The following is a 25,371-nucleotide window of genomic DNA, read 5'->3' as shown; positions in this document are numbered from 1 at the left end:
GCGTCGGCGCCCGACCCGCGCAGCAGCATCCGCGCACGGCAAGATCGGGCCGACGGCGCTGCGCGGGTCGAAAACCGCCGCGCCCATTGCGTTCAGCCGGCGTCACGGTTTTCAACGGGCGGGGCGCGGCGGCTTTCCTCGGTTGAAGAGCTCCCCGTTTACGAACACTCGTCTCGACACGGCGAGCGGATGCCGCCGCACGAGTCTGAGGATCGGCTCACTTGGTTTCGACAAGCTCAACCAACGACATCGCGCCGAGCCCGAGCGAGAGAAGACACGAAAGGGGGTGGATACCTTTCGGTATCCACCCCCTCCGTCATGATGCGATGACTTAGCTACGCATCGGTCCGTAGCTGCGGCGACGACGACGCTCGATCAGCAAGAGCCATCCACCCACACCGCCGAGCAACGTCATCAGCAGGATGCCGATACCGAGCACGTCGCTACCTGTGTGCGCCAGCTCCGCACGGGTTGGGTTCTCCAGCTGCAACGCGATCACCGTGTCGGTGCCAATGGTGATCGTCGCTCCGTTTTGCAGCACCGTTCCATCGGCGCGAACGAACACCGGCGTGCCCCACGACGCACCATCGACCAGGCCATCCTCCGGGAGAACCTCGGTGATGGTGACCACCGTTCCGCTCCTGATCGGCTCGGACGACGCAAACTCGCCCGCCTTGATCGAGAACTTCCCCGGGGTTTTCTGGCCGTCATAGCTGTACTTCATGGTGAACCGCGGGTCGCCCTTCAGCAACGATTCCCCCGCACCGGTGATCTTCTTGGTCACCTGGAACTGGCCGTTCTGAGGGTTCGTCGGATTGGTGAGCACCACCTTCACCGGTGTATCGGTGGAGCCGACTACGAACGAGGCCGGCGCACCCGCCAGGCCCGGCGTGATGCCGGTTCCCGAGAAGACCGGGGCGCCCCAGGAAACGCCCGGCACGGTGTCCGGAGTCGTCTCCCGAATCAACACCGTCGCGCCCAGCTTGATGTCGCCCGGGCCATTTACCGACGGCTTGCTCTTCGTCACGGCCGGCAGAGCCTTCCACGATGCGCCACCGTCGAGCGAGAACTCCGCCGTGAACTTCAGGTTGCCAGGCACCAACTTGGCAGCAGCACCCGTCACCTTCTTCGTCAGAGAGAACCCACCAAGCAACTCGGTGAAGCTGTTCTGCAGCGTCAACTTCAACTTCGGCTCACCGATTTCCGTGATGGTGAACGACGCCGTCTTCTTGTCGTTCGACACCGTGTAGCCATTGCCGTCGAGCCACGCGTAATCAGCCCACTGCACGTGCGCCGGGAGCCCCGAAACATCCGCCTCGGTCACAGCGATCTTCGTACCGATCGGGAACTCCTCGCCGGTCGCAGCTGCCCACTCGCCAGCCGCGTTCAACTCCAGCGAACCCTTCGCGCCATTGCTCGCGGTATACGGCACCGCAAAGGTCAAACCGGCAAGCTCCGGCGAGGTGAGAGCGAAATCGCCCGTCACAACCTTTTGCACGCTGAAACTGTTCGTCAACTCCGTGAACGTGTTCTTCAACGCGAGACGCACAACAGGCTCGTCGGCACTCACCGTGAATGACGCCATGTGGCCGTCCTTCGAGATGGTGACCCCGGCCGCCGACATCCAGCGGTGCTCATCCCAGGTGACGTTGGGCGCCAGCTTCGCCGGCGTCACCTCGGTCAACGTGACCGTCGTGCCCGCCGGAAGCTTGCCTGCCACAGCAGACCAGCCGTTCTTCGCGTTCAGATCAAGCGTTCCGCTCTTCCCAGTGCTGGTGCTGTACTCAACGGCGAAGGTCTGCGCCCGCAGCTCGCGGTCGGTCAGCTCGAAGTCGCCCTCGACCAGCTTCTGCACCGCAAACGAACCCTTCAACTCAGAGAACGAGTTGCGCACCGTGAGCGCCAGGTTCGTATCGTTGCCGATCACGACGGATGCCCGCTGGCCATCCTTGCTGACCGTGTAACCGCTGCCGGGCATCCAGGTATAACCGTCCCACTTCACGTGCGGCGACAGCGAACTCTGGGCGACCGCCACCTCGGTGAGAGTGACCTTCGTGCCGGTCGGGAACATCCGCCCCGCCGCGGCCTTCCAATCACCGGCATTGTTGAGCGCAAGCGAGCCGCTCACACCGGTGCTGGTCGTGTACTTCACCGTGAAAGTGAGCCCCTTCAGCTCCGCATCCGTCAGCTTGAACGCACCATCGACGATCTTCTCGACATTGAACGTGCCCTTCAACTCAGGGAACTCGTTAATCAGCACCAAATGCGCCGGGTCACCCGTCGCCACGGTCAGAGTTGCGGTCTTGCCGTTCGCCGACACCGTCACCCCCGGAACATCCTTCAGCCAGCTGTACCCGTCGAAGCGAACGTTCGCCGGCAGACCCGTCACCGCACCCTCCGTGAGCGTGATCACGGTTCCCACAGGGAACGGCGCACCACCCGGACCGTTCGTCCAGCCATTCGCCGCGTTCAAAGCGATCGAACCCGTACGCCCGCCGCCCGACCACTTCGCCGTGAAGGTACGCTTCGCCAGCTCGGGAGCTGTCAATGCGAAATCGCCCGTGACCCGCTTGGCCACATCAAATGTGCCGTTGAGAGGCAGCGACGGGTTGTTCAGCTTCACCTTGATCGCCGGCCCCACCGCATCCTTCGTGATGATGAGATGCGCGCTCGTGCCTTGGGATGCGCCGTCGACGAAGAACTCGGGGTCTTTCCACTCGAAGGCCACCCCATCGGTGGGCGCGACCTCACGCACCAGAACGGCGGTTCCTTCGATGAACTCAGGGCTCACAACGGTCAGGTGTGTCTTCGTGATCAGGTCAAGGGGCAACCAGGTGCCACCATCGTCGATGCTGTACTCCACCGTGAAGCTGGCGTCGTCGGGAATGCGATCTACCGCAGTGCCCGTGAGCACCTTGGTCAGCTCGAACGAGCCCTTCACCGGGGTTGCGGTGTTGTCCACGCTGAGTTCGACCAGATCCGTACCGTCAATCGTGAACGTCACAGGAGAGGCGACGGATGCACCGTTGAGCCTCCAGCCCGGTTTCTCGTTGAAGGAAATCCCCTGGATCTTCGGGAAGAGCACCTCCTCGATCGCGACGACCGTGCCATATTGCAGACCACCGATGAACTCGGATGCTGTGGCCGGCGTGGCCGTGACACGCTGGCGCGTGCCGCCATTCAGTGTGTATTCGAAGATGAACGGGGTGTCATCGGGCACGAGCGACGCACCGTCGCCGGTCACAGTCTTGGCGACCTGGAACTGGCCATAGAGCGTCGTGGCGGTGTTCTTGACCTCGAATGCGACCGGGGTGGTCGTGTCGGCGATCGTGAAGGTTACCCATCCGTCGGAATCAGGGGTCGCCTTCGCGCCATCGATCGTCCATGCCGAGGCCCACTCAACGCCCGAAACCGCATCGGGAGCCCTTTCGTGCACCTTCACAACCGTGCCGAGCGGCAGATCGCCGATGACCCTCGAGGTTGCCCCGGCGGCAAGCACGATTGGAGTCTGCGCTACGCCGTCGAGCTCGTAGTCGACGGTGTAGTCAGGCGGCACGACCGGGTTACCGGTCTTGACCAGCGTCTTCTTCACCGTGAACCTGCCGAGAAGACTCGGCGCGTTCGTCAACGTCAATTCGGCGCTCTGGGTGGCGTCGCCAATCGCGAATTCGACCCAGCCGGCGCCATCCTGCGTCAGAACATCGCCGGCACCGTTCGTCCACATCGGGTCACCCCACTCAATCCCGGTTACGGCCGGCGGTGTCAGCTCCCTGACCCTCACGATGGTTCCCTCGGGCAGTACAGCCGGATGCTCCCAGGCATCGCCGTTACCGGCGAGGTCAAAGCTCTGTACCGGGTCGGCACCGATCTCCACCTCGACCGGGTAACCACGGGCCGTGACCTTATCCACACCCGTGCCGACGAAGGCCTTCCGCAAGGTGAAACCGACGGTTTCCTCGACGTGGTTTGTCACCACGAGCGCCTGAACCCCCTCAGTAGCGAACGGCTTGATCGTGAATCGAGTCCAGCCATTGACGACGGTCGCAGGATCGCCATTGACCGTCCAGCTCGGCGTTTTCCACGAAATACCCGGCTTGTTGTCCAGCCGCGCCTCAAGAAGCTCGACGATGGTGCCGACGGGCAATTCCATCGGATCCAGCCCCAGCGCCGGCCAACGCTCGCCCGCACTCAGCTCAATCACGGTCGACGTACCAAACACCGGCGCTGTGCCATCGGTGGGTGGCGCGGTGCGGTACTTGAACAAATACTTCTTGTCTGCGACATCCGGGGTGCCGGTGATATCCATTTGCTTCTCAAATGTGAATTTTCCGTACCGCTGGATCCCCTGGTTCAAGGCCGTCAACACGAGTGGCGCCGCAGGCTTCGGATTGAACGTGAACGAGTACCAGCCGTCGGCATCCGGACCGGTGGCCCCGTCGGGCAATCCCGACCAGACCGGGGCAGCCCACTCCACAGTGCTGGAGTTGTTCGGTGCGATCTCTCGCACGAACACCGTTGATCCGCCGATAATCGTCAACGGAGTGCTCGCGGTTTGACCGGCCTTGATCGGGCCGAGCGCCACGGGCGTGCCGGCCACGTCGACCTTGTACTGAAAGCTGAACGTCTTGTTGGGCTCCGGCTCACCGGCCGCACGAGCCTTCAGAATGCTGAAGCCCCCCGTGACGGTCTTCGCGTCGTTATTGAGGCTCAACTCCAGATTGCGGTCTGCCGCGGTGAGGGTGAACGAGTACCAGCCGGCCGCGTCAGGCCCGGTGACGCCCGGTGCCGACGCCCAGGTCGGCGTTCCCCAGGTCACGCCCTGCACAACCGCAGGATCGGTCACGATCGGGTTCGACTCTTTGAGCTTCACCGTCGTGCCCAGCGCAAGATTGCCGAGCACAAATGGCGTGTTCTTCGACACCCAAGCAGTCTTCGCCGCTTTGCCATCGAGGGCGTATTCAATCTGGAACTTCGTGTCAGCGGGCACACGCGTTGACGCTGGGCCAGACACGGTTTTCTTGACCGTGAAACTGCCGAACTGGTTCGTCGCCGTGATGCGGGCGCTAGCCAGCGCACCGCGTTTCGGCGTGATCGTCACGGTGCCCTGGGCGGTGTTGCCCGCCACCGGCGCATTCCAAGTCACGCTTTCCGCCACCGCGTTCTTCTCTTGAAGCACGAGCTGGTAGCCGAGCGGCAGCGCAACCGTCGAGGTGCGCATCCAGTTCGGAGTGGTGAGTGTCATCTCCGTCTCGCTGACCTGGGGGTCACTCGGAACGCTGGGCCCGCCAGAGGCGAGACGATCCTCACCACGGAAGTTCTTCGCCCCAATGACGTTGAAGGTATAGCTGGTTCCTGCAGGGACCACAATGTTGCTCGGGTTGAAGCTCTTCGCCAACTCGTAGTTGTTCGCCGAAGACCAGCCGGCGTCGTACGTGTGGTTGTTCTGGCCTGGGTCGCCGACCGCGACTGCGGAGCGACCGGTCGCCACATTGGGGTTCGAGTCGTTCAGCTCGGTCGTGCCGCCGTTTGTTGCAGTCGCTGCGACGCGCACGTCGGCGGTGGTGCGCTGGAGGTCGTTCCAGGTGAGGCCCGCAAAGCCGGCGTTGCCCGCGTTGGGGCCGGCCAGGCTGACCTTGCCGCTGCCGGCCGGGAAGACCAAGACGTACGAGGCGTTGGCCACAAACGGATGCGCGTTGGTCGCCGCGGTGACATCGGGGTCATCCGTGCGGAAGTAGTAGGTTCCTGCCTGACCGTCGACCGTCGCGGTCGTGCGGGTGGCGATCTTGTCTGCGGGCTTCCCCTCGACATCCGCTGTCCACAATTCGACGACAGCGCCATTGATGGCCGGCTCGTCGGCGTCTTGGCGTCCGTTGAGGTCGGCGTCGAGCCAGACGCGGTTGCCGATCTCGACGGGCGCTGCCAGGGCGAGCAGCGCGGTACCACCCAGCCCGCCGGACTTTTGGAAGCTCGTTGATCCTCGAGTGGCGCCCTTGGCGACCAGATCGATGCCGCGTGTCGCGGCCCCGGTGCGTTCATCGAACCACATGATCCCGGTGCGGTAAGCCGTGCTCAGCGGGTCCATGGCGGTCGTGGCAACTTCTCGCGAACCCGGGTAGCTGGTGACCGAACCCAAAGCGTTCTCGTTGTGGTTCTCAATCTTGATTGCGGTATTCGTGGTGCCCGCCTCGGTGCCAAGCTCGCGCCTGTCATTGAAGAATTCTCCGCCGCCCGGCCCCTGGAGGTTGTTGAAGGTCGGAGTTTGACCAACCGGATTGGTGCTGGTGGGGGTGGTGGTGGTCGTGCGCACCGCACGATCGCCGACCTTGCCCGCGCACTCGAGCACATAGCGTTCGCCCGGCACCGTCGCGGGGCATCCCTGAGCGGCGGCCCCCGACAGCTCCACGGGCGCCGCGGCCAGCACGTCGCCGTTGCTGATAGTGGTCCACAAAGTCTTATCGGTGCCTGTTACTGCGCCATAGCTTCGGTTGCCAGACTGCACCGATGTGCGGTCGAGGAAGCCGAGGTTGAGATAGCCGTCAGCGTCGAACGCGATGCTGCTCAGGATGGCCTGAGGATAGGCGTGGAGATTGACATCTACAGTGTCACCCTCCATCGCCACGGCACCGGCAGTGGCGCCGCTACCCCAGCTCCACTCATCGGTCCAGCTGTTCCACTGCTTCAGCTGCGGGAACTTGGCTTCAAACTTCGGGGGGATCTTCGCGTCGCTCTGTGCCGCCCAGTTCGCGATATTCGAGCCCTTGGCGTAGCCGAGGTCGATGGTCAGCTCGGTCGTCCACCCCGGGGCGGCGCTCGGGGCGTTCAGGACGCCGGCGATCGGGGTGGATGCAACGTACGCCTTCATCCCCTTCGAGGCAGCAGACTTTCCCGGGTCGGTCGCGCGGGCGGCGGTGTCTCCCGTGTCGACGTAGCCGATGTAGAGCCGGTCCTTGTGCACCTCCACCGCCCAGATCGCCTGCGTCGCGCTCACCAGGGTCTCGATGCGGTAGGTGCTCGTGGGTGCGACCTGAGGGTTGGAAATGTCGACGGCGTAAACGTCGCCGTCGCGCAGGTTGGTGGCGAAGAGACGCGATCCATCAGGCGAGGTGGCGAGGGCGCCGATGCCGACACGGCCGGACTCCTTGAACACCGGGATTTCGCGGAGGGGGGTGATCGCGGTCGTGAGCTTCCGGTCTGCGGTCGTTGGAATGAGAGACTCGCCGATATCGAGCGGAACACCGCCGGCGTTGCTGACGGGAAGGCCAGACAAGTTGAGCCAACCCGTCGTTGTCGCCGTAGTGTTCGCCGATCCGTTCGCTGACAAGATGCCTGGCGTCCGATAGATTCCGCCCAGACCCAGCGGGCCGAGGTCCGACATGCGCTTCAGCGACGCGGCGACGAAGAGGTCATTCGATTGCGGAGCGTAGGCCATGCCCCAGATTGAGCCGGTCGCGCCAAACTTGGCCACTGTGGAGATCTTGCTGGGGGCCACATCTTCGCCTGACAACTGCCAAGGTTGGGCAACGACAGCGGGCAAGAGTTTAGAGGCGGCCAGCCCACCGGCGGACTGAACCGCCGTGGCGATCGGTGCATTCGCTTGGGCGACCTGATCGGGATCGATCAGCCCGAAGTCGACACCGGTCGCCGCGTTGGCGGCGTTCAGCGTGACGAACTGCACGCTGGTGTCGTTCGCGGCGGCTCCGGTCTGCGGGGAGGTGCCCTGGGCGGCGAATGCCGGCTCGAGTGGCTCCGACCAGCCGGAGAATTGCACCCGCAGGGCATCGGAGAACGCGTCGTCGACGGTCATCGTGTAGCGGCCGTCGGTGGCGCTCACGCCGGACCCGACGATGTCACCCTGCGCGTCGTAGGCCGTCGCCGTGACACCGGCGACCGGGAGCGAGTCCACAACACCGGTTTTGGCTGATGCCTTCCACCCGGAGCTGTCGAAATTTTGGAAGACGGTGCCGCTCACCGTGCCATCGGCGGCCCCCGCTGCGCTGGCGGGGTCAGCAGGGCCGGCCGTTGCGATGAACGTCGAGGCGATAAGTGCTGTCGAGACGATCGCGGCGGCCAAGGCCTTCATCCGTGCGTGCTGTCGGTGGCCTCGTGCGTGCAGTGTCGTCAATTTTGATCCAAAGCTTCAGGGTTGCAATATCGGGGCGCAATCGGGTCGCGCTATCACGTGCGGACTCGAGTTGCAAGAGTTCAGGTACTCTAAATTCACGGTAGCGTTTTGCCATTTGTGTACGCAACGCCCCAAAATTGGCGCATTATTTGCGGGTTTACGGTGTGGAACGTCCCCGCACAGAATCACGTCACGCGGGCCGGATGCCGCCACGCGGCACAGACTGAAGGGGTGGATACCAGACGGTATCCACCCCTTCAGTCATGCACCGATGACTCAGCTGCGCATCGGACCATATCGGCGACGGCGCCGCTCGATCAGCAGGAGCCACCCGCCCACACCGGCCAGCAACGTCATGAGCATGAGGCCCGCCCCAAGCACGTCGCTACCGGTCTCCGGCAGCTCCGGGCGCGTCGGATTCTCAAGCTGCAACGCGATCACGGTGTCGGCGCCGATCGTGATCGTCGCTCCGTTCTGCAGCACGGTTCCGTCTGGGCGAACGAACACCGGGGTGCCCCACGACGCGCCCTCGACTAGACCATCCTCAGGAAGCACCTCGGTGATAGTGACCACCGTTCCACTTCTGATCGGCTCGGACGACGCGAACTCGCCGGCCTTGATCGAGAACTCCCCCGGGGTTTTCTGGCCGTCATAGCTGAACTTCACGGTGAAGCTCGGGTTTTTCTTCAGCAACGACTCCCCTGCCCCGGTGATCTTCTTGGTCACCTGGAACTGGCCATTCTTCGGATTCGTCGGGTTGGTCAGAACCACCTTCACCGGTGTGGCGGTGGAGTCGACCACGAACGAGGCCGGCGCACCCGCCGCACCCGCCGCGCCCGGCGTGATGCCGGTCCCCGAGAAGACCGGGGCACCCCAGGTGACGTTTGGCACGGCGGCCGGAGTCGTCTCCCGAATCAGCACCGTCGTGCCCAGCTTGATGTCGCTCGGGCCCTTCACCAGCTTGCCCTTCGTCACGGCCGGCAGAGCCGCCCAGGATGCGCCGTTGTCGAGCGAGAACTCCGCCGTGAACGCCAGGTCGTTCGGCACCAGCTCGGCAGCAGCACCCGTCACCTTCTTCGTCAAGGAGAACCCACCGTGCATCTCGGTGAAGCTGTTCTGCAGCGTCAGCTTCGGCTGAACGAACTCGCCGAGTTCGTCGAGCTCGTCGAGTTCGTCGGTGATGCTGAACGACGCGGATTTCTTGTCCTTCGACACGGTGTAGCCCGAGCCGTCGAGCCACGCGTAATCAGCCCACTGCACATGCGCCGGCAACCCCGCAACCTCCGCCTCGGTCACAGTGATCTTCGTACCGATCGGGAACTCCTCGCCGGTCGCAGCTGCCCACTCGCCAGCCGCGTTCAACTCCAGCGAACCCTTCGCGCCATTGCTCGCGGTATACGGCACCGCAAACGTCAAACCGGCAAGCTCCGGCGAAGTGAGAGCGAAGTCACCCTCAACCACCTTCTGCACGCTGAAGCCGTTCTTCGGCTCGGTGAACGTGTTCTTCAGCTCGAGGCGCACAACAGGCTCATCGGCACTCACCGTCAGTGACGCCGTGTGGCCGTCCTTCGAGATGCTGACCCCCGCGGCCGGCATCCAGTGATGCTCGTCCCAGTTGACATTGGGTGCCAGCTTCGTCGGCGTCACCTCGGTCAACGTGACCGTCGTGCCCACCGGAAGCGTGCCAGCCACAGCGGACCAACCGTTCTTCGCATTCAGATCGAGCGTGCCGCTCTTTCCGTTGCTGGTGGTGTACGCCGCCACGAAGGTCTGCGCCCGCAGCTCACGGTCGGTCAGCTCGAAGTCGCCGTCGACGAACTTCTGCACCGCAAACGAACCCTTCAACTCAGGGAACGTATTGCGCAGCGTGAGCGCCACGTCGGTGTTGTCACCGATCACGACGGATGCCCGCTGGCCATCCTTGCTGACCGTGTAACCGCTGCCGGGCATCCAGGTATAACCGTCCCACTTCACATGCGGCGACAGCGTGCTCTGCTTGACCGCCACCTCGGTGAGCGTGACCTTCGTGCCGGTCGAGAACATCCGCCCCGCCGCGGCCTTCCAATCACCGGCATTGTTGAGCGCAAGCGACCCGCTCACACCGGTGCTGGTCGTGTACTTCACCGTGAAAGTGAGCCCCTTCAGCTCCGCATCCGTCAGCTTGAACGCACCATCGACGATCTTCTCGACATTGAACGTGCCCTTCAACTCAGGGAACTCGTTAATCAGCACCAAATGCGCCGGGTCACCCGTCGCCACGGTCAGGGTTGCGGTCTTGCCGTTTGCCGACACCGTCACCCCCGGAACATCCTTCAGCCAGCTGTACCCGTCGAAGCGAACGTTCGCCGGCAGACCCGTCACCGCACCCTCCGTGAGCGTGATCACGGTTCCCGCAGGGAACGGCGCACCGCCCGGGCCGTTCTTCCAGCCATTCGCCGCGTTCAAAGCAATCGAACCGGTACGCCCACCGCCCGACCACTTCGCCGTGAAGGTGCGCTTCGCCAGCTCGGGAGCAGTCAATGCGAAATCACCCGTGACCCGCTTGGCCACGTCAAATGTGCCGTTGAGAGGAAGCGCCGGGTTGTTCAGCGCCACCGTGATGGCCGGCCCCACCGCATCCTTCGTGATGATGAGATGCGCGCTCGCGCCCTGAGAAGCACCATCGACGAAGAACTCAGGGTCTCCCCATTCGAAGGCCACCCCATCGGTCGGCGCGACCTCACGCACCAAAACGGCAGTTCCCTCGTTGAACTCAGGGCTTACAACGGTCAGGCGTGTCTTCGTGATGGTGTCGAGGGCCAGCCAGGTGCCACCGCCATCGATGCTGTATTCCACCGTGAAGCTGGCATTCGCGGGAATGCGATTTGCCGCATCCCCGGTGATCGCCTTGGTGAGCTCGAACGAGCCCTTCACCAGTTTCGCGGTGTTCTCCACGCTGAGTTCGACCAGGTCCGTGCCGTTGATCGTGAACGTCACCGGAGAAGCAACGGAAGCACCGTTGAGCTTCCAGCCCGGGTTCGGGTTGAACGTGATCCCGGGGATCTCCGGGAAGAGCACCTCCGTGATCGTGACAGTCGTGCCAAACGGCAGGCCGGCGATGAACTCGGATGCCGCGGCCGGCGTCGCCGTGACCCGCTGGCGCGTGCCGCCATTCAGCGTGTATTCGAAGATGAACGGCGTGTCATCGGGAACGAGCGACGCACCGTCACCGGTCACGGTCTTGGCAACCTGAAAACGGCCATGCAGCTGCGTTGAGGTGTTCCTGGCCTCGATCGTGAACTGGGTCGTCGTCTTGGAGATCGTGAACTTCACCCAGCCATCGCCGGCGGGAGTCGTCTCAGCCCCGTTGATCTTCCACTCGGTCGTCCACGCGACATCCGCCCGTGGCGTTGGGGGCGCTTCGCGCACGCTGACCTCCGTGCCGATCGGCAGGTCGCCGATGACAGCCGAGAACTCCCCGGCAGCGAGAACGATCTTCTCTTCCGGGTCACTGCCGATCTTGTAGTAGAAGGTGTAGTTGGCGGGCACGGTGGGCTCACCGATCTTGGCAAGGGTCTTCTTCAGCTGGAACTCGCCGAGAAGAGTCGGCGTGTTCGTCAGCGTCAGTTCGGCGCTCTCGGAGGCGTCGCCGATCTCGAACTCAACCCACCCGTCGTCATCCTGCGTCAGAACAGTGCCTGTTCCGTTCGTCCAGATCGGGTCGCCCCACTCAATCCCGGTGACGTCGGGCGGCGACAGCTCCCTGACCCGCACGATCGTTCCCTCGAGCAGGTCCTCTCGCTGCCAGGCGGTACCGTCACCATCGAGGACGATATCCTCAACAGCTCCGCCGTCGATCTGCACCTGCACAGGAAATTCTTGAGTGGTGACCTTGTCCACACCCGTGCCGACGAAGGCCTTTCGCAGGGTGAAGCCCTCGAGTTCTTCGACGTGGTTTGTTGCCACGATCGCCTCGACCCCCTCGGTAGCGAACGGCTTGATCGTGAATCGAGTCCAGCCGTTGACGACGGTGGCCGGAGCGCCATTGACCGTCCAGGTCGGCGTCTTCCACGAGATACCCGGTGTGTTGTCGAGCCGCGCCTCAAAAAACTCGACGGTGGTGCCGACGGGCAGTTGAATCGGATCCAGCCCCAGCGCCGGCCAGCGCTCGCCGGCACTCAGCTCAATCACGGTCGACCCGCCGAACACCGGTGCAGTGCCATCGGTGGGTGGCGCGGTGCGGTACTTGAACAAAAACTTCTTGTCTGCGACATCCGGAGTGCCGGTGATATCTACTTGCTTCTCAAAGGTGAATTCTCCGTACTGCTGGCTCCCCTTATTACGGGCCGTCAACTCGAGTGGCGACGAAGCCTTCGGATTGAACGTGAAGGAGTACCAGCCATCGGCATCCGGGCCGGTGGCTCCGTCGGGCAATCCCGACCAGACCGGTGCGTCCCACTTCACAGCGTTGGAATCGCTCGGTGCGATCTCCCGCACGAACACCGTCGATCCACCGATGATTGTCGACGGGGTACTCACGGACTGGCCGGCCTTGATCGGGCCGAGAGTGACGGGTGTGCCGCCCGAGCCAACCTTGTACTGAAAGCCAAAGGCCTGGTCGGGCAACGGCTCACCGGCCTCACGATACTTCAGAATACTGAAGCCTCCCATGCTGGGTATTCCGACGTTGTTGAGTTCCAGGCTCAGGTTGCGGTTCGCCGCGGTGATGGTGAACGAGTACCAGCCGTCTGTGTCTGGCCCGCTGACGCTCGCCGGCTTGGTCCAGGTAGGCGTGCCCCACTCGACGCCCGGCACGATGGCGGGATCGGTCACAATCGGGTTCGACTCTTTGAGCTTCACCGTCGCGCCCAGTGGAACGTTGCCGAGCGAGAATGGTGTGTCCTTCGACACCCAGGCTGTCTGCGTCACTCCGCCATCGAGCGCGTATTCGAGCTGAAACTTCACGCTCGGGGCCACGCTCGATGCTGCGGCGCCAGACACGGTCTTCTTGACCGTGAAGCTGCCGAATTCGTTCGTGGCCGTGACTCGGGCGCTTGCTGCCGCACCGCGTTTCGGCGTGATCGTCACCGTGCCCTGGGCGGTGTTGCCCGTCACCGGCGCATTCCAGGTCACGCTCGTTGCGGTCGCGTTCTGCTCTTGGAGCACAAGCTGGTAGCCGAGCGGCAGTGCTTTCTGCGTCGTCAGCGCCCAGTTCGGCGACAAAAGCGTGAGCGCAGTTTCGGTGACCTGGGGGTCGGTCGGCACTCCAGGGCCCAGCGGCAGCGCCGGGCCTCCCGCAGCGAGCCGCTCCTCACCGCGGAAGTTCTTCGCCCCGACGACGGTGAAGGTGTAGCTGGCGTCGGCAGCGAGCGCAACGTTTGACGGGTTGAAAGCCTTCGTCACCTCATAGCTGTTCGCCGAATACCAGCCCGCGTCGTAGCTGTGGTTGTTCTCGCCAGGGCCGCCGACCGAGAGCGTGTAGCGACCGGTCGTCACGTCGGGGTTCGAGTCGTTCAGTTCGGTCGTGCCGCCGTTTGTTGCGGTCGGTGCGACGCTCACTTCGGCGGTGGTGCGCTGGAGGTCACTCCAATTGAGGCCCACGAAACCGGCGTTGCCGGCGTTCGGGCCGGCCAGGGCGACCGCGCCGCTGTTGGCCGGGAAGACCAAGACGTATGAGGCGTTGGCCACAAACGGATGCGTGTTGGTCGCCGCGGTGACATCGGCGTCGTCGGTGCGGAAAGAGTAGGTTCCGGGCTGGCCGTCGACCGTCTTGGTCGTGCGCGTGGCGACCTTGTCGACGGGATTCCCCTCGACATCCGCTGTCCACAGCTGCACCTCGGCGCCATTGATGGCGGGCTCGTCGGCGTCTTGACGGCCGTTGAGGTCGGCGTCGAGCCAGACCCGATTGCCGATCTCGACGGGCGCAGCCACGGCCAGGAGGGCGACGCCGCCCAGGCCGCCGGCCTTCTGGAACCGTGGCGCGCCATTCGCGCCGGTGCCTGCCATCAGATCAATACCGTGGTCCGCGATTCCGGTGTCCTGGTCGAACCACATGAGACCGGAGCGGTACGCGCCGCTCCGCGGATCGATCGCGGTTGTGGCAACGCCGTTACCCATTCCCGGGTAGGTGACGACCGCGCCCAACGCGTTCTCGTTGTGGCTTGTTCCGGTGCCGAGGTCGCGCCGGTCGTTGAAGAACTCACCGTTGACGGGGCCTTCTTTGTCGGTGTCGGTGCGGGCTTGGCCTGACTTCGTGGTCTTGCGCACCGCACGGTCGCCGACCTTGCCATTGCACTCGAGCACATAGTTTGTGGCGGGCTTCACCGTCGGGCACCCCGTCGTCCCGGCCGCCTGCCACTGTGCGCTAGGGGCCGCGACCAAGATGTCACCGTTGGAGACGGCCGACCAGCGTGCGGTGCCGTGATTGATGGTTGCGGAATAGTTGGTGTTGCCTGATTGTGTCGAGGTGCGGTCTGCGAACCCGAGGTTGAGGTAGCCGTCGCCATCGAACGCGATGCTGCTCAGAATGGCCTGCGGGTAGTGCTGCAGGTCAGCCTGGCCGGCGTAGGCCGGTAGCTGAACGGTGCCTTTGGTCGCGCCCGTCCATGTCCAGAGGTCTGTCCAACTGTTCCACTGTGAGATCTGCGGGTAGACAAGAGCCATATTGCTGTTGTTGGGCGTTTTCCACCCGACGATGTTTGTTCCCTTCGTGTACCCCAGGTCAACAGTCAGCTCGGTCGTCCAGCTCGCGGACGCATCCGAACCGTTCACGATGTCCGCGAGCGGGATGGATGCGACGTACGCTTTAATCCCCTTCGCCTTCGCAGAGTTGCCAGGGTCAGCGACACCGGCGGCGCTGTCGCCCGTGTCGACGTAGCCGATGTACAAACGGTCGTCGTGTGTGGTGACCGCCCAGATCGCCTGCGTTGCACTGACGGGGGTGCTGATGCGGTCGGTGCTCGTCGGGGCAACCGCAGGGTTGGCGACGTCGACGGCGTAGACCTGACCGTCGTAGAGGTTGGCTGCGAAGAGGCGAGATCCATCGGGCGAGGTCGCGATACCGCCCAGGCCGACGCGCGCGGACAACGCGAACATCTCGATGTCAGGGATGGGGTTGCCGGCGTTGCCCAGGCCGCGGGCGGCGTCAGTCGGAACGTGTTTGACCCCGGATTCGGCTTGGATGGCGAGCGGCGCACCTCCCGCGTTGGCGACGGGAAGGCCGTCGAAACTGAACCAGCCCGCTGGCGCCGCGTTCGGGTTCACCGACCCGTTGGGCAAGACCACGTTGCGCGTCTGATAAATCCCGCCCAGCCCCAGCGCGCCGAGTGCCGACATCCGCTTCAGTGACGCAGCAACGAGCAGGTCGTTTGACTGGCGGGCGTACGCCATTCCCCAGACCGAACCGACTTGGCTGTACGTCGCCACATTGTTCAGTTTGTCGAGGACATTGCTCGACGTGACGGTGGCCTCGCCCTGCAGCAGCCAGGGCTGGGCGACAATCGCGGTCAAATCGGCGGCGTTGCCCGAGGTCAACCCAGCGGACTGGATCGCCGTGGCGATCGGCGCGTTTGCTTGGACAACCTGCTCTGGCTCGACCAAGCCGAAGTCGACGCCGGTCGCGTTGTTGGCGGCGTTCAGCGTGAGGAACTGCACACTCGTGTCGTTCGCGGCGGCTCCGGTCTGCGGGGCGGCGCCCTGGGCGGCGAATGCCGGCTCGAGTGGCTCCGACCAGCCGGAGAACTCCACCCGCACGTCTCTGGAGAAGGCGCCGACGACGTTGATCGTGTAGTTGCCGTTGGCCGCACTCACGCCGGATCCGACGATGTCACCCTGGGCGTCGTAGGCCGTCGCTGTGACACCGGCGACCGGGAGCGAGTCCACAACACCGGTTTTGGCTGATGCCTTCCACCCCGAGCTGTCGAAGTTCTCGAAGACCGTGCCGCTCACCGTGCCAACGGATGCCCCCGCGGCGGCGGCAGGTGCGGCCGGTGCAGCCGTTACGATGAACATCGAGGCGATGAGGGCCGTCGAGACGAGCGCGGCCGCGAAGGCCTTCACACGTGGGTGCTGTCGGCGGGCTCGCACGCGTAGCGTATTCATTTTTATTTCAAAGCCTTCGGGTTGCAGCATCAGGGCGCATTCGGGTTGCAGCATCACAGCGGATTCGGGTTGCACGATCACCGGTATCCAGTCATAGCTTGTGCAATTTAGTTTGTGAACGCAACGTCCCCAAAATGGGCACGGTGTTCACTATCGGCAGTGCAGAGCGTGACGTAAGCTGACGGAGTGATGTTCCGACGCGTGTTGGCTGCAATCGCAGTTGCCGCGCTGACGATCGTGTTTGCCGCGTGCGCACGCGTCGACGAAACCAGTACTCCAGACGGCCAACGTCAGGTGATTCATGTGCCCGGCGATGCTCAAACCCTGGCAAAGGCTGCGAAACTCGTGCGCGCCGGCGGGGTCATTTCGATCGCGCCAGGCACCTACGACGAGCAACTCCTGATCGACACTCCCGACGTCACGGTGCGGGGCGAGAGTCGTAGCGAGACCATCATCAACGGTGGCGGTGTGCGCCCATACGGCGTCGTGGCCGTTGCCGACGGTGTGCGGGTCGAGAACCTGACCGTGACTGGTGCAACCTTTTACGGGGTTCTGTTCACCGGGCTGCACGACGAGAACGGCCCTTCGGCTCCGACCGCCGACGGCTACGAACACTGGGACCCCGAGCAGTTTCCGCCGCTGGAGCGGTTTCTCGTCGATCACGTCACCGCATACAACAACGGCCTCTACGGCATCTACGCCTTCAACTCGCGCCATGGCATCATCCGCGACTCGTATGCATCCGGTTCCGCCGACAGCGGCATCTACGTCGGGCAGTGCACCGCGTGCGACATCCTCGTCACCGGCAACGTCGCAGAGCGCAACGCGGCCGGCTTCGAGAATTCGAATGCCAGCGATTCGGTGGTCATCACCGGCAACCGGTTTTCGGGCAACCGGATCGGTATGACACTGCTGTCGAGCTATCAAGAAGCATTCACGCCGCAGCGGTCCAACCAGGTGATCGGCAATCTCGTGACGGATAACAACGAGCCGCTCGCGCCCGCCCAGGCCAACGGCGCCTTCGCGACCGGCATCGGGGTCAGCGGCGGCCAAGACAACGTCTTCGAGCGCAACCTCATTGCCGGTCACGAACGCGCTGGGATCATCTTCACGAATACCGAGGATCTCCCTGCGTCTGGGAATCACGTCAGCGGGAACGTGTTCGACGCCAACGGTGTCGACGTTGCGAACACCTCCGCCGCACGCACGCCTGCGACGGCAAACTGCGTCGCAGACGCCGCATCGACGGTACCGGCCGAACTGTTCGCGCAGCTGTCTGCAGCGTGCGCGGGAGACGCTGCCGCTGCCGCCGCCGCGCAGGCCTACACCGCCGAGCTCAACACTCCCCCCGCACCGCGCGGCACCAGCTTCAAGAAGGTCGCTCCACCGCGCGCCCAGTCGGATCTCCCTGCGGGGTCCAGCTACCCCGCGCTGCCGGCAACGGTCGCGATGCCCGACCTTGCACAATTCGGCGTGCCGGATGCGTCATTCCTCGTCGAACGGGCGGGCACCCGTTGAGCGGCAGGTCAAGTCGCACGTTGAGCTACCCGTTGAGCCGCAAGTCAAGTCGCACGTTGCGCTACCCGTTGAGCCGCAGGTTGACCGCGCTGACTGCGCTTCTCGCTGCGGTGCTCGCGCTCGCGCTCACGGCCTGCACTGCACCGCTGGACGAGCCTGCCACGGACGCGGCCCGGCCAGTGACCACCGAGGAAGCCCAGTTGCTCGCCATCGCACGGTTCAACAACTTCGACGCCGGCAGTCGGCCGTTCACCACCAACATCCAGGAGCGCGGGGTCGACCTCCGCATTCAGGGGTGGGTCGACTACGCATCGCAACTCGGCTACGCCGCAACGACGGGCGCATTCCCCGCGCAGGCCATGCTCTGGACGAGCTCAGCGGTCGGCATCATCGCGCAGGAGCCGGATGCCGCTGGCGACCCCGCTCTTCCCATCCCCAGCTTCACCGATCCGGCCGCGTCGCTCGATAACCTCGACCCCGCATCCTCTCGCTTGGACGCCCTTCTCGCCATCATCAGCGGGCTGGGCTCCGACCGCCCCGACAATCCGCTCCTCGTGCAGCAAGCGGGAGCGCTGTGGCTGCGCGCCGACGAGATCAACGGGTCGCCTGTCACCGTGTTCGCCTCTCCCCCGAGCGACAGTCCTCGTGATGCGTCATCGCCGCCACTGAATGCGGACACCTCGGCACTGCGCCTCTGGGTGGATGCGACGGGCGTGCTCAGGCGGGCGGAGGCGCGCATCGGGGACGACTGGACCACGATCGACTTTTCCGACGAACAAGGTCAGGCCCTCGCGCTGCCCGATGAGACGCAGCCGTGACCGGCTCGAACGGGGAGACCGCCGCTCGAAAGCGCACCGCCACCGGCCTCACCCGGCGCGCCTTGCTGCTCGGGACAGGCGCCGCGGCGGGAGCCCTCGGAACCACGGCAATCTGGTCGGCGGCCAGTCCTGCGCATCAGGCGGGGCCGCCCGCTGCAGCAGCGCCAGACGCCGCCGCCGTGCTGCACGGCGCTCCCGTCGCCGCCGTCGGAGCGCACCAGTCTGGAATCACGCGACCTTCCATCCCTCAAGGCCACTGCATCGTCGCCGTGGCCGAGCTGGACACGGATTCCCTAGAGTCGTCGCTCCGCGCGCTCGGCGAGCAGATTCTGCGGATCACCGACCCGGCGCACCCCGACCTGGCGCTGTTCCCCGACGGGCCGGGCGATCTCACGGTGGCCGTCGGCCTGGGGCCGCGCGCCCTCGCCGCCACGCGGCATCCGTCTCTGCAATCCGCCGTCGCCCTCCCTGTCTTCCGTGGGGACGAGGCGCTGCCCGCTGATCGGCTCGGTGGCGACATCTTTCTGAGCGTCAATGCGTCCGATCCCGCGGTGTTGGAGCCGGCCCTCGCGAGCCTGACCGGTGTCATCGCGGGCTACCACGCGCTCTGGAGCGATTTCGGCTTCCGCGCCGCGTCAGACGATGATGTCAGTCGCAACCCATTCGGTTATCACGACGGCATCATCGTGCCCCGTACGGCGGCCGATCTCGCGGAGAACGTCTGGATCTCCGACGGTGCGCTTGCCGGTGGAACGATCTGCGTCATCCGACGGTTCTCCCTAGACACCGTGGGCTTCCGGGCACTCCCCGCCGACCGGCGTGATGCCGTGATCGGGCGGCGCCAAGCGTCGGGAGTGCCTCTGTCGGGTGGAGAGCGCGGCGACGCTGTCAACCTGAGTGCCAAGGCCGATACCGGCGAGCTGTTGGTCCCCGCCCGTGCGCACTCACGTGCCGCGCATCCGTCGTTCACCGGGAGCGGGCTGATGCTGCGACGCAGCTACGCCTACCGTGCGTCGGATACCGATCACGGACTCGTGTTCATCGCGTTCCAGCGGGAGGCAGCCACCTTCTCGCGCACGCAACTCCGCCTCGACGAGGTCGATGATCTGATGGGCTTCGCCACCCCGACGGCGACTGGCGCATTCGCAATTCTCCCCGGCATGGATGCTGGATCGCCGATGGGGTTCTCGCTGTTCCAGTGAGCCGGGGCTGGGCGGCTCACTCGGGGTGCCTGGCCTGGTTCGCCTTGTGCGCCTGGCCTGGTTCGCCTCGTGCGCCTGACCTGGTTCGCCTCGTGCGCCTGACGCGCCGCGCGGGTCGAACGCCGACGCGCGGGTCGAACGTCCGGCCGATTCCGCACGAAATCCCGTCGCGCGGGTCCAAAACCGCCACGCCCACTGAGCTCAACCCTCGCCGTGGTTTTCGATCCTCGTTGCGCCACCGAGCAGCCTGCCCACGCACAGCCTGCCCGCCCGCACTCGCCCGCAGCATCCATCGCCACCAAATACGTCACGCGGGTCCAAAAACCGCCACGCCCACTGAGCTCAACCCTCGCCGTGGTTTTCGACCCTCGTTGCGCCGGGAAGGGGCCCAGCTTTCCGACGCCCGGGCCGCTTCAGGTCCGAAACTGCTTCAGCTGCAGCCGCGGACGACCGGGGACCAGCCCGATCTCCATTAAGCGCTCGCGCAGCCGGTATTGGCTCTGCCCCACGGCAAAGTCCCACCGGGTGAACTCGTGCACCTTTCGTCGAATCGCTCGTTCGCGGTTTCGTTCTGCCTTGAGCACTTGTTCGGGCGTTCTGTCGCCCAACATCGCCGGGTCAAAATACTTGATGTCGCCATCACTTTCACCCACACCGTCGATCTCCTCCCAGAAGAAGTCCGTGTGGTATTCCTTGCCATCAATCACGAACGTCCTCTGCAGAATCGGCGTCGGGAACCCGTTCAGTGCGATGTTCACGCGGCTGCTTGATTCCCCGGGCGAACCCGAATCCTCCGTTCCGAACTCGATGTATTCACGCGCCCTCACCGAGCCGCTGAATGGCAGCATCCGCTCCCAGGTGTCTCGAAGCTCCTGTTTTGTCGTCAGGGGAGGGCTGTTGTTAAACCGGTCGACGGCGAGGGCCCGGTCGATGACAGCGACGGCCGACTTCACGTCGAGGCAGGCTGCGAGGTCGACGACCGTGCGCGCGACCGTCGTAACGTGAACGCCGTCGAGCATCGTGACATCCCGAGCGTCGAAACCGACGGCGTGAATCCGGATGCCCGGATAGGATTGCCCACCCGGCTTCCGTTCACTGAGAAAATGCACGTCACTCGGCCACGTGCGCAGCATCGGCAGCCCCCACAACACCGCGGCCGAGTAATGGCTGAGCGGAGGCGGTGCGATGCGCGAATGCGCCGCCGCCAGCACTCGAGCGGCGTAGCGCTGGTCGGCGCCCATTGCCGCCCACTGGTGCGTGCGGATGTACTGGCCTCGAGTGAGGCACGTGAGCTCTCCCGATTTGACGAGCCGGCTCAGGCGCACGCCCGACCCAAACACGCTCGTCACATCGCGAGAGAAGATCAACGCTTCGACAGTCCGACGCGGATGCTCGGAGGCGGCCCTCAATCGAGGGCTTGCGAATTCACGAGGGGCGGCTCCCGTCGGATGCGCTCTGCTGGCGCCGGCGGCGGATGTCGCCCCGGAGGCGGATGCCGGCGCGGAGCCCTTCGTGATCGGGGCTCCGGGATCAGGGGTGTTCGAGCGGGAGACGAGTTCTTTGCCATATCGGTTCATCTCCCCACAATGCGCGGCGCTGTCACGACGCAGCCGGCGGGCTGCCACATCGGTGGGCCGATCGCTGATTCGCTGCTTGTGGAGGGGCGCTCGAATGACACCACGAGGGTCGAACACCGCGCCGCCGACTGGACTCAACCCGCGTCACGGTTTTCGACGGGCGCGGTTCCTGACGGGCGCTCGCGCTGCGGCGAAGCATCCGTTGGCTGCCCCGATACAGCCGCCGCCCGCGTGCCCGCCGCGCGAAGACAGCGAGCATGTTCCCCAGGCTCATGGGCGCTGCCGCCCGCTGGCACAACGAGGGCTCAAAACCGCCACGCCCGTTGAGCTCAACCCTCGCCACTGCTTCCGACGGGCGTGGCGCCCAAAGATGAACGGATGCGACCAGCCAGGCTCCCCGGGCACAGCACGGCCCGGCCCGGCAGACCTTGGCCGACGCCGACGCCGAACTTTACTTCTCGCAGGCGATTCCGTCCTTGTCCCTGTCGCTCTTCGTGTTCAGGTTGTACAGCGATGTCGAGAAGAATGGCGGGCCTTTGAGCGCCTTGTTGACACCACTCACTCGGTCATACTTTGTTCCAGCCTTGGCCACGCCATGCGGGTAAGCAGCCCTCAACGCATCACAATTCTTGTAGATGACACCGCTAACTACCCGCGTGGCGGCCGATTGCTTCGATACCGTCGTGTAGTTGGCCAATTTTGCCGTCACTGTGACGGTGAACGTGCGGTCAACATCCGTCGGCGAGACGAGATAGGTTCTGCCGGTGGCACCCGCGATCGTCGCGCCCGACCGCTTCCACTGGTAGCTCAGCGCCGCGGAACCGGGCGCCCATATACCGGGCGTGGCGGTGAGCTTCGCGCCGATAGCCGCGCTGCCCGAGATCGAGGGCACAGGAGTCGAGGTGAAATTCGCGAAAGCCTTGCCGGTCGGCGCCGATGTCATGACTGCCATCTGGTAGCCGGTCTTCTTGCCCGTCACCGTCACGGTCAGAGTCTTACCCATGTCGGCGGTGGCCACCTTGTAGGCCGGCTTGGTTGCGCCGGTGATGGTGGTTCCTGATCGCTTCCACTGGTAGCTCAGGGTCACCGTGGCCGGGGTCCAACTGCCTGCGGAAGCGGTGAGGGTGCTCCCGAGTTTCGCAGCGCCCGACAGCCGAGGCGTCGGCGTCGCGGTCAGCGTTTTGACGGCAGCGGATGTCATTCCCTGCGTCTGCGCCTGCGCGGGCGCCTCGGTCTTCGCCTGCGTCTGCGCGGGCGCCTCGGTCCGAACCTGCGCGGGCGCCTCCGTCACGGCCGGAACCTGCGCCTGCGCCTGCGTCTGCGCAGCCGCGATCTCGGGCGCGGGCTCGGGCTCGGTCTCGGTCTGCCTCTGGGTCTCGGGCCCGGGCCCGGCTGAAGCAACGGGCGTTTGCGCCCCGGTCGAGGAGCCGACGAATGTTGCCAGCGGATCCGTGACCTCTGTGGCCTGCGCCGACAGCGGAACCGTGAGCAGCGACGTTACAAGACCCGCGAAGGCGAGTGCAGCGAATGCTCGACGCCGTGAGTGCGCTCCGACGGAACCTGCTGCGCTCGTGATTGACACCATTGGGACTCTCCTGTCGACATCCTGAATCTGGATGCCGCCCCGCGGCTCCATGGTCGAATCGAGCCTCGCTCTGTTCGACCACTACGGAGACTACCAATCCGCGGAGGCTTCCCTCGGACGACGCACACAAGGCGTCCACCCGAGGACCGAACGCTCAGGCCGATTTCACCGCCGGAAATTTGCCGCCTGAACACGCCGCGCCCGTCGGAAACCGTCGCGCCGGCCGAACTCATGCCTCGCAGCGACATCCGACCCTCGCCGCGCCGCGCCCGGCGCCGCAACTCCACCAGCCGGACGCCGCCCCCGGATGCCGCGGCACCGGTTTCGAACCGTGCCGCGGCATCCATCTGGTCGGCTCCAGTCGAGCCCGCCCGCCCCTACCGGCCACCGATCGCTTCCCCTGTTGCGTGCCCAGCGGCCCTCCCCCGAACCCCCTCGGGAGCGTTCAGCGTCAGAGTTCGACGCGTCCTGCCACTGGAGAGACGCTCGAGGCGGCCGATTCTTACGCGATTCGTGCCACAAGTGTTGGCCAGGCAGACAAGCGCCACGAACACGCGGCGCCGCCACACACAGAAAAGCGGGGCCGCGCCTCGTGCGCGACCCCGCTGAGATGCCGACACGATGCCGGCCGAAAAGTGAAAAGTGCTATTCGTTGCCGACGGACTTGTCTGCCGCGTCACGGGCGCCATCGATTTGGTCAGCGAACTTGCCGCCGGTGACCTTGTTTGCGGCATCCGCGACACCATCGAGCAGCTTGTCGCTGACGCCCTCGGCCTGCTCGCTCTTGAGCGCGTCTTTCACTTTGTCGTCGCCCAGAAACTCCTGTGCCTTCTTGGTGATGTCGTCAATGCCCACGATGTCCTCCTCAAGCGGGCCGCCAGGTGCAGCCGTGGCCCCAACTTACGTCGGCCCCCTGCGAAAGCGCAAGAGAACGATCAGTACAAGCTAGACAGCGCCCTCCGGCGTTACGACGGCACGCACCGTGCGAAACAGAATGGTGATGTCAGTGGTCAGCGACCAGTTCTCCACGTAATAGAGGTCGAGACGGATGCTGTCATCCCAGCTCAGATTTGACCGCCCGCTCACCTGCCACAAACCGCTCATGCCCGGCTTCATGATCAACCGGCGGTGCGCTACGTCGTCGTAGAGCGCCACTTCGGCGGCACGCTGTGGCCTCGGACCGACCAGGCTCATCTCACCGAAGAATACGTTGAACAGCTGCGGAACCTCATCGAGCGAATACTTGCGGATGAACTTGCCAACTGGGGTGATGCGGGGATCGTTGGTGACCTTGAACAGTGGCGTGTCTGAGGTTCCCTGGGCATCGAGCAGGCTCTCCAGCTGATCGTCGGCATCCTGAACCATCGAGCGAAACTTGAGCATGCCGAACGATTTTCCGTGCCGTCCGATGCGCACCTGACGATAGAGGATGCCGCCAGGACCAGATCGCTTCACCGCGATAGCCACTGCAATCAGCACTGGTGAACCGACAATGATCATCAAGCTCGAACCCACGATGTCGAAGGTGCGTTTGTAGACGCGCTTGGCGCCCTCCAAGGTGGGGTAGCTGACGTGAATCAGCGGCAGGCCGGCCACCGGACGGGCATGGATGCGTGGGCCGGCGACGTCGGTTAGCGCTGGCGCCACAATCAGCTCGATGCCTCGGGCCTCCAACTCCCAACCGACCCGGCGCATGTCGTCGGGACCGATCTCGTCGGCTCCGGTGAGAATCACGGTGTCGGCCTGGGTCGCGTCGACCGCCTGAAGCAGGTCGTCGTAACCGCCTACGACGGGTACTCCGCAGACCGGGCCTTTATTGGCGGAGCCAAGTCGAGTGAGTGCACCCACCAAGTGCAAGCCGGTTCCGGGAGTGCGCTGAATGGTGGCCGCCACGTGTGCCGATTTCAATCGGTCACCCATCAGCACGGCCCGAGAAACGAAACGACCGGTAGCTTGCTGCTTGCGCAACCACTGCCGCCACATCCACCGGGAAAGGATGAGCAGCACCAATCCGATCGGCAATGCGGTCAAGAAGTAGCCGCGGGCCAGTTCGATCTTGAAAAGAAAAGCGACGATGGCGAAGGTGCCGAACAGACGGATAGTCGCGTCGGCGACCCGCTTATACTCGAGCGTGCCGCTCCCGATCACTTTGTGATCTCGGGTGGCAAAGATGTCGAGGATGATCATCCAGGCGATGACGAGGACAACCGAGACGGTGGTGTAGCCCAGCCGCAGGCCGGTAATCTCCCGTGCGGCGAGATCTACTGCCTGAAAGCCAAACCAGAAGAAGTGTGAGCCGAAAACGGCCACGACAATCACGACGGCGTCGGTGAGAAACAACCGCATCGCATATGCACGCTGCCAGGAGACTCGACGCAGAACACCCGCTGTGCGTTTGCTGTCCAACACCACGAAGTTCCCCCAAGTCTCTATTCGCCGTGCCATGTACCCCAGTAAGGTGACAGCGAGC

General features: G+C 64.5%; 9 protein-coding genes. 3 read left to right on the top strand and 6 right to left on the bottom strand.

The window, feature by feature from the left end; translation table 11 throughout:
- Window positions 1–331: 331 nt before the first annotated feature.
- On the bottom strand, window positions 332–8,080 hold the full coding sequence (locus ABD791_RS21005; RefSeq protein WP_345069909.1) for a DUF5979 domain-containing protein: 7,749 nt from the start codon (window positions 8,078–8,080) through the stop codon (window positions 332–334).
- A 318-nt stretch (window positions 8,081–8,398) separates the two neighbouring features.
- Window positions 8,399–16,201, bottom strand: a complete 7,803-nt coding sequence (locus tag ABD791_RS21000; protein ID WP_345069906.1) for a DUF5979 domain-containing protein — start codon at window positions 16,199–16,201, stop codon at window positions 8,399–8,401.
- 189 nt (window positions 16,202–16,390) lie between these two features.
- On the opposite strand from ABD791_RS21000, the gene ABD791_RS20995 reads away from it, so the two are divergent.
- The 3 genes from ABD791_RS20995 to ABD791_RS20985 are packed head-to-tail and all read left to right on the top strand — an operon-like array spanning window position 16,391 to window position 19,739.
- Window positions 16,391–17,719, top strand: a complete 1,329-nt coding sequence (locus ABD791_RS20995) for a right-handed parallel beta-helix repeat-containing protein (protein ID WP_345069954.1) — start codon at window positions 16,391–16,393, stop codon at window positions 17,717–17,719.
- Between the two features lie 20 nt (window positions 17,720–17,739).
- Complete coding sequence (locus ABD791_RS20990; RefSeq protein ID WP_345069905.1) at window positions 17,740–18,537, top strand: hypothetical protein; 798 nt, start codon at window positions 17,740–17,742, stop codon at window positions 18,535–18,537.
- Window positions 18,534–19,739 (top strand): Dyp-type peroxidase, encoded by a 1,206-nt coding sequence (locus ABD791_RS20985; protein WP_345069903.1) that lies wholly within the window; start codon window positions 18,534–18,536, stop codon window positions 19,737–19,739. Before ABD791_RS20990 ends, ABD791_RS20985 begins: the two co-directional genes overlap by 4 nt.
- A gap of 413 nt (window positions 19,740–20,152) precedes the next feature.
- On the opposite strand, the gene ABD791_RS20980 is transcribed toward ABD791_RS20985, so the two are convergent.
- From ABD791_RS20980 to ABD791_RS20965, 4 genes are all read right to left on the bottom strand, one after another.
- The gene (locus ABD791_RS20980) at window positions 20,153–21,316 is read right to left on the bottom strand and encodes a type IV toxin-antitoxin system AbiEi family antitoxin domain-containing protein (RefSeq protein WP_345069902.1); all 1,164 of its coding nucleotides are present in this window, start codon (window positions 21,314–21,316) and stop codon (window positions 20,153–20,155) included.
- Between the two features lie 451 nt (window positions 21,317–21,767).
- On the bottom strand, window positions 21,768–22,901 hold the full coding sequence (locus tag ABD791_RS20975) for an excalibur calcium-binding domain-containing protein (RefSeq protein ID WP_345069901.1): 1,134 nt from the start codon (window positions 22,899–22,901) through the stop codon (window positions 21,768–21,770).
- A gap of 645 nt (window positions 22,902–23,546) precedes the next feature.
- Window positions 23,547–23,756, bottom strand: a complete 210-nt coding sequence (locus tag ABD791_RS20970; protein WP_425562280.1) for an antitoxin — start codon at window positions 23,754–23,756, stop codon at window positions 23,547–23,549.
- 90 nt (window positions 23,757–23,846) lie between these two features.
- Window positions 23,847–25,346, bottom strand: coding sequence for a sugar transferase (locus ABD791_RS20965; protein WP_345069899.1), 1,500 nt, complete (start codon window positions 25,344–25,346; stop codon window positions 23,847–23,849).
- Window positions 25,347–25,371 lie beyond the last annotated feature (25 nt).

The organism is Glaciibacter kafniensis (assembly GCF_039538945.1).
In the GTDB taxonomy this organism is placed as follows: Bacteria; Actinomycetota; Actinomycetes; order Actinomycetales; family Microbacteriaceae; genus Cryobacterium; species Cryobacterium kafniensis.
This window is presented reverse-complemented; position numbering and strand designations above follow the sequence as displayed.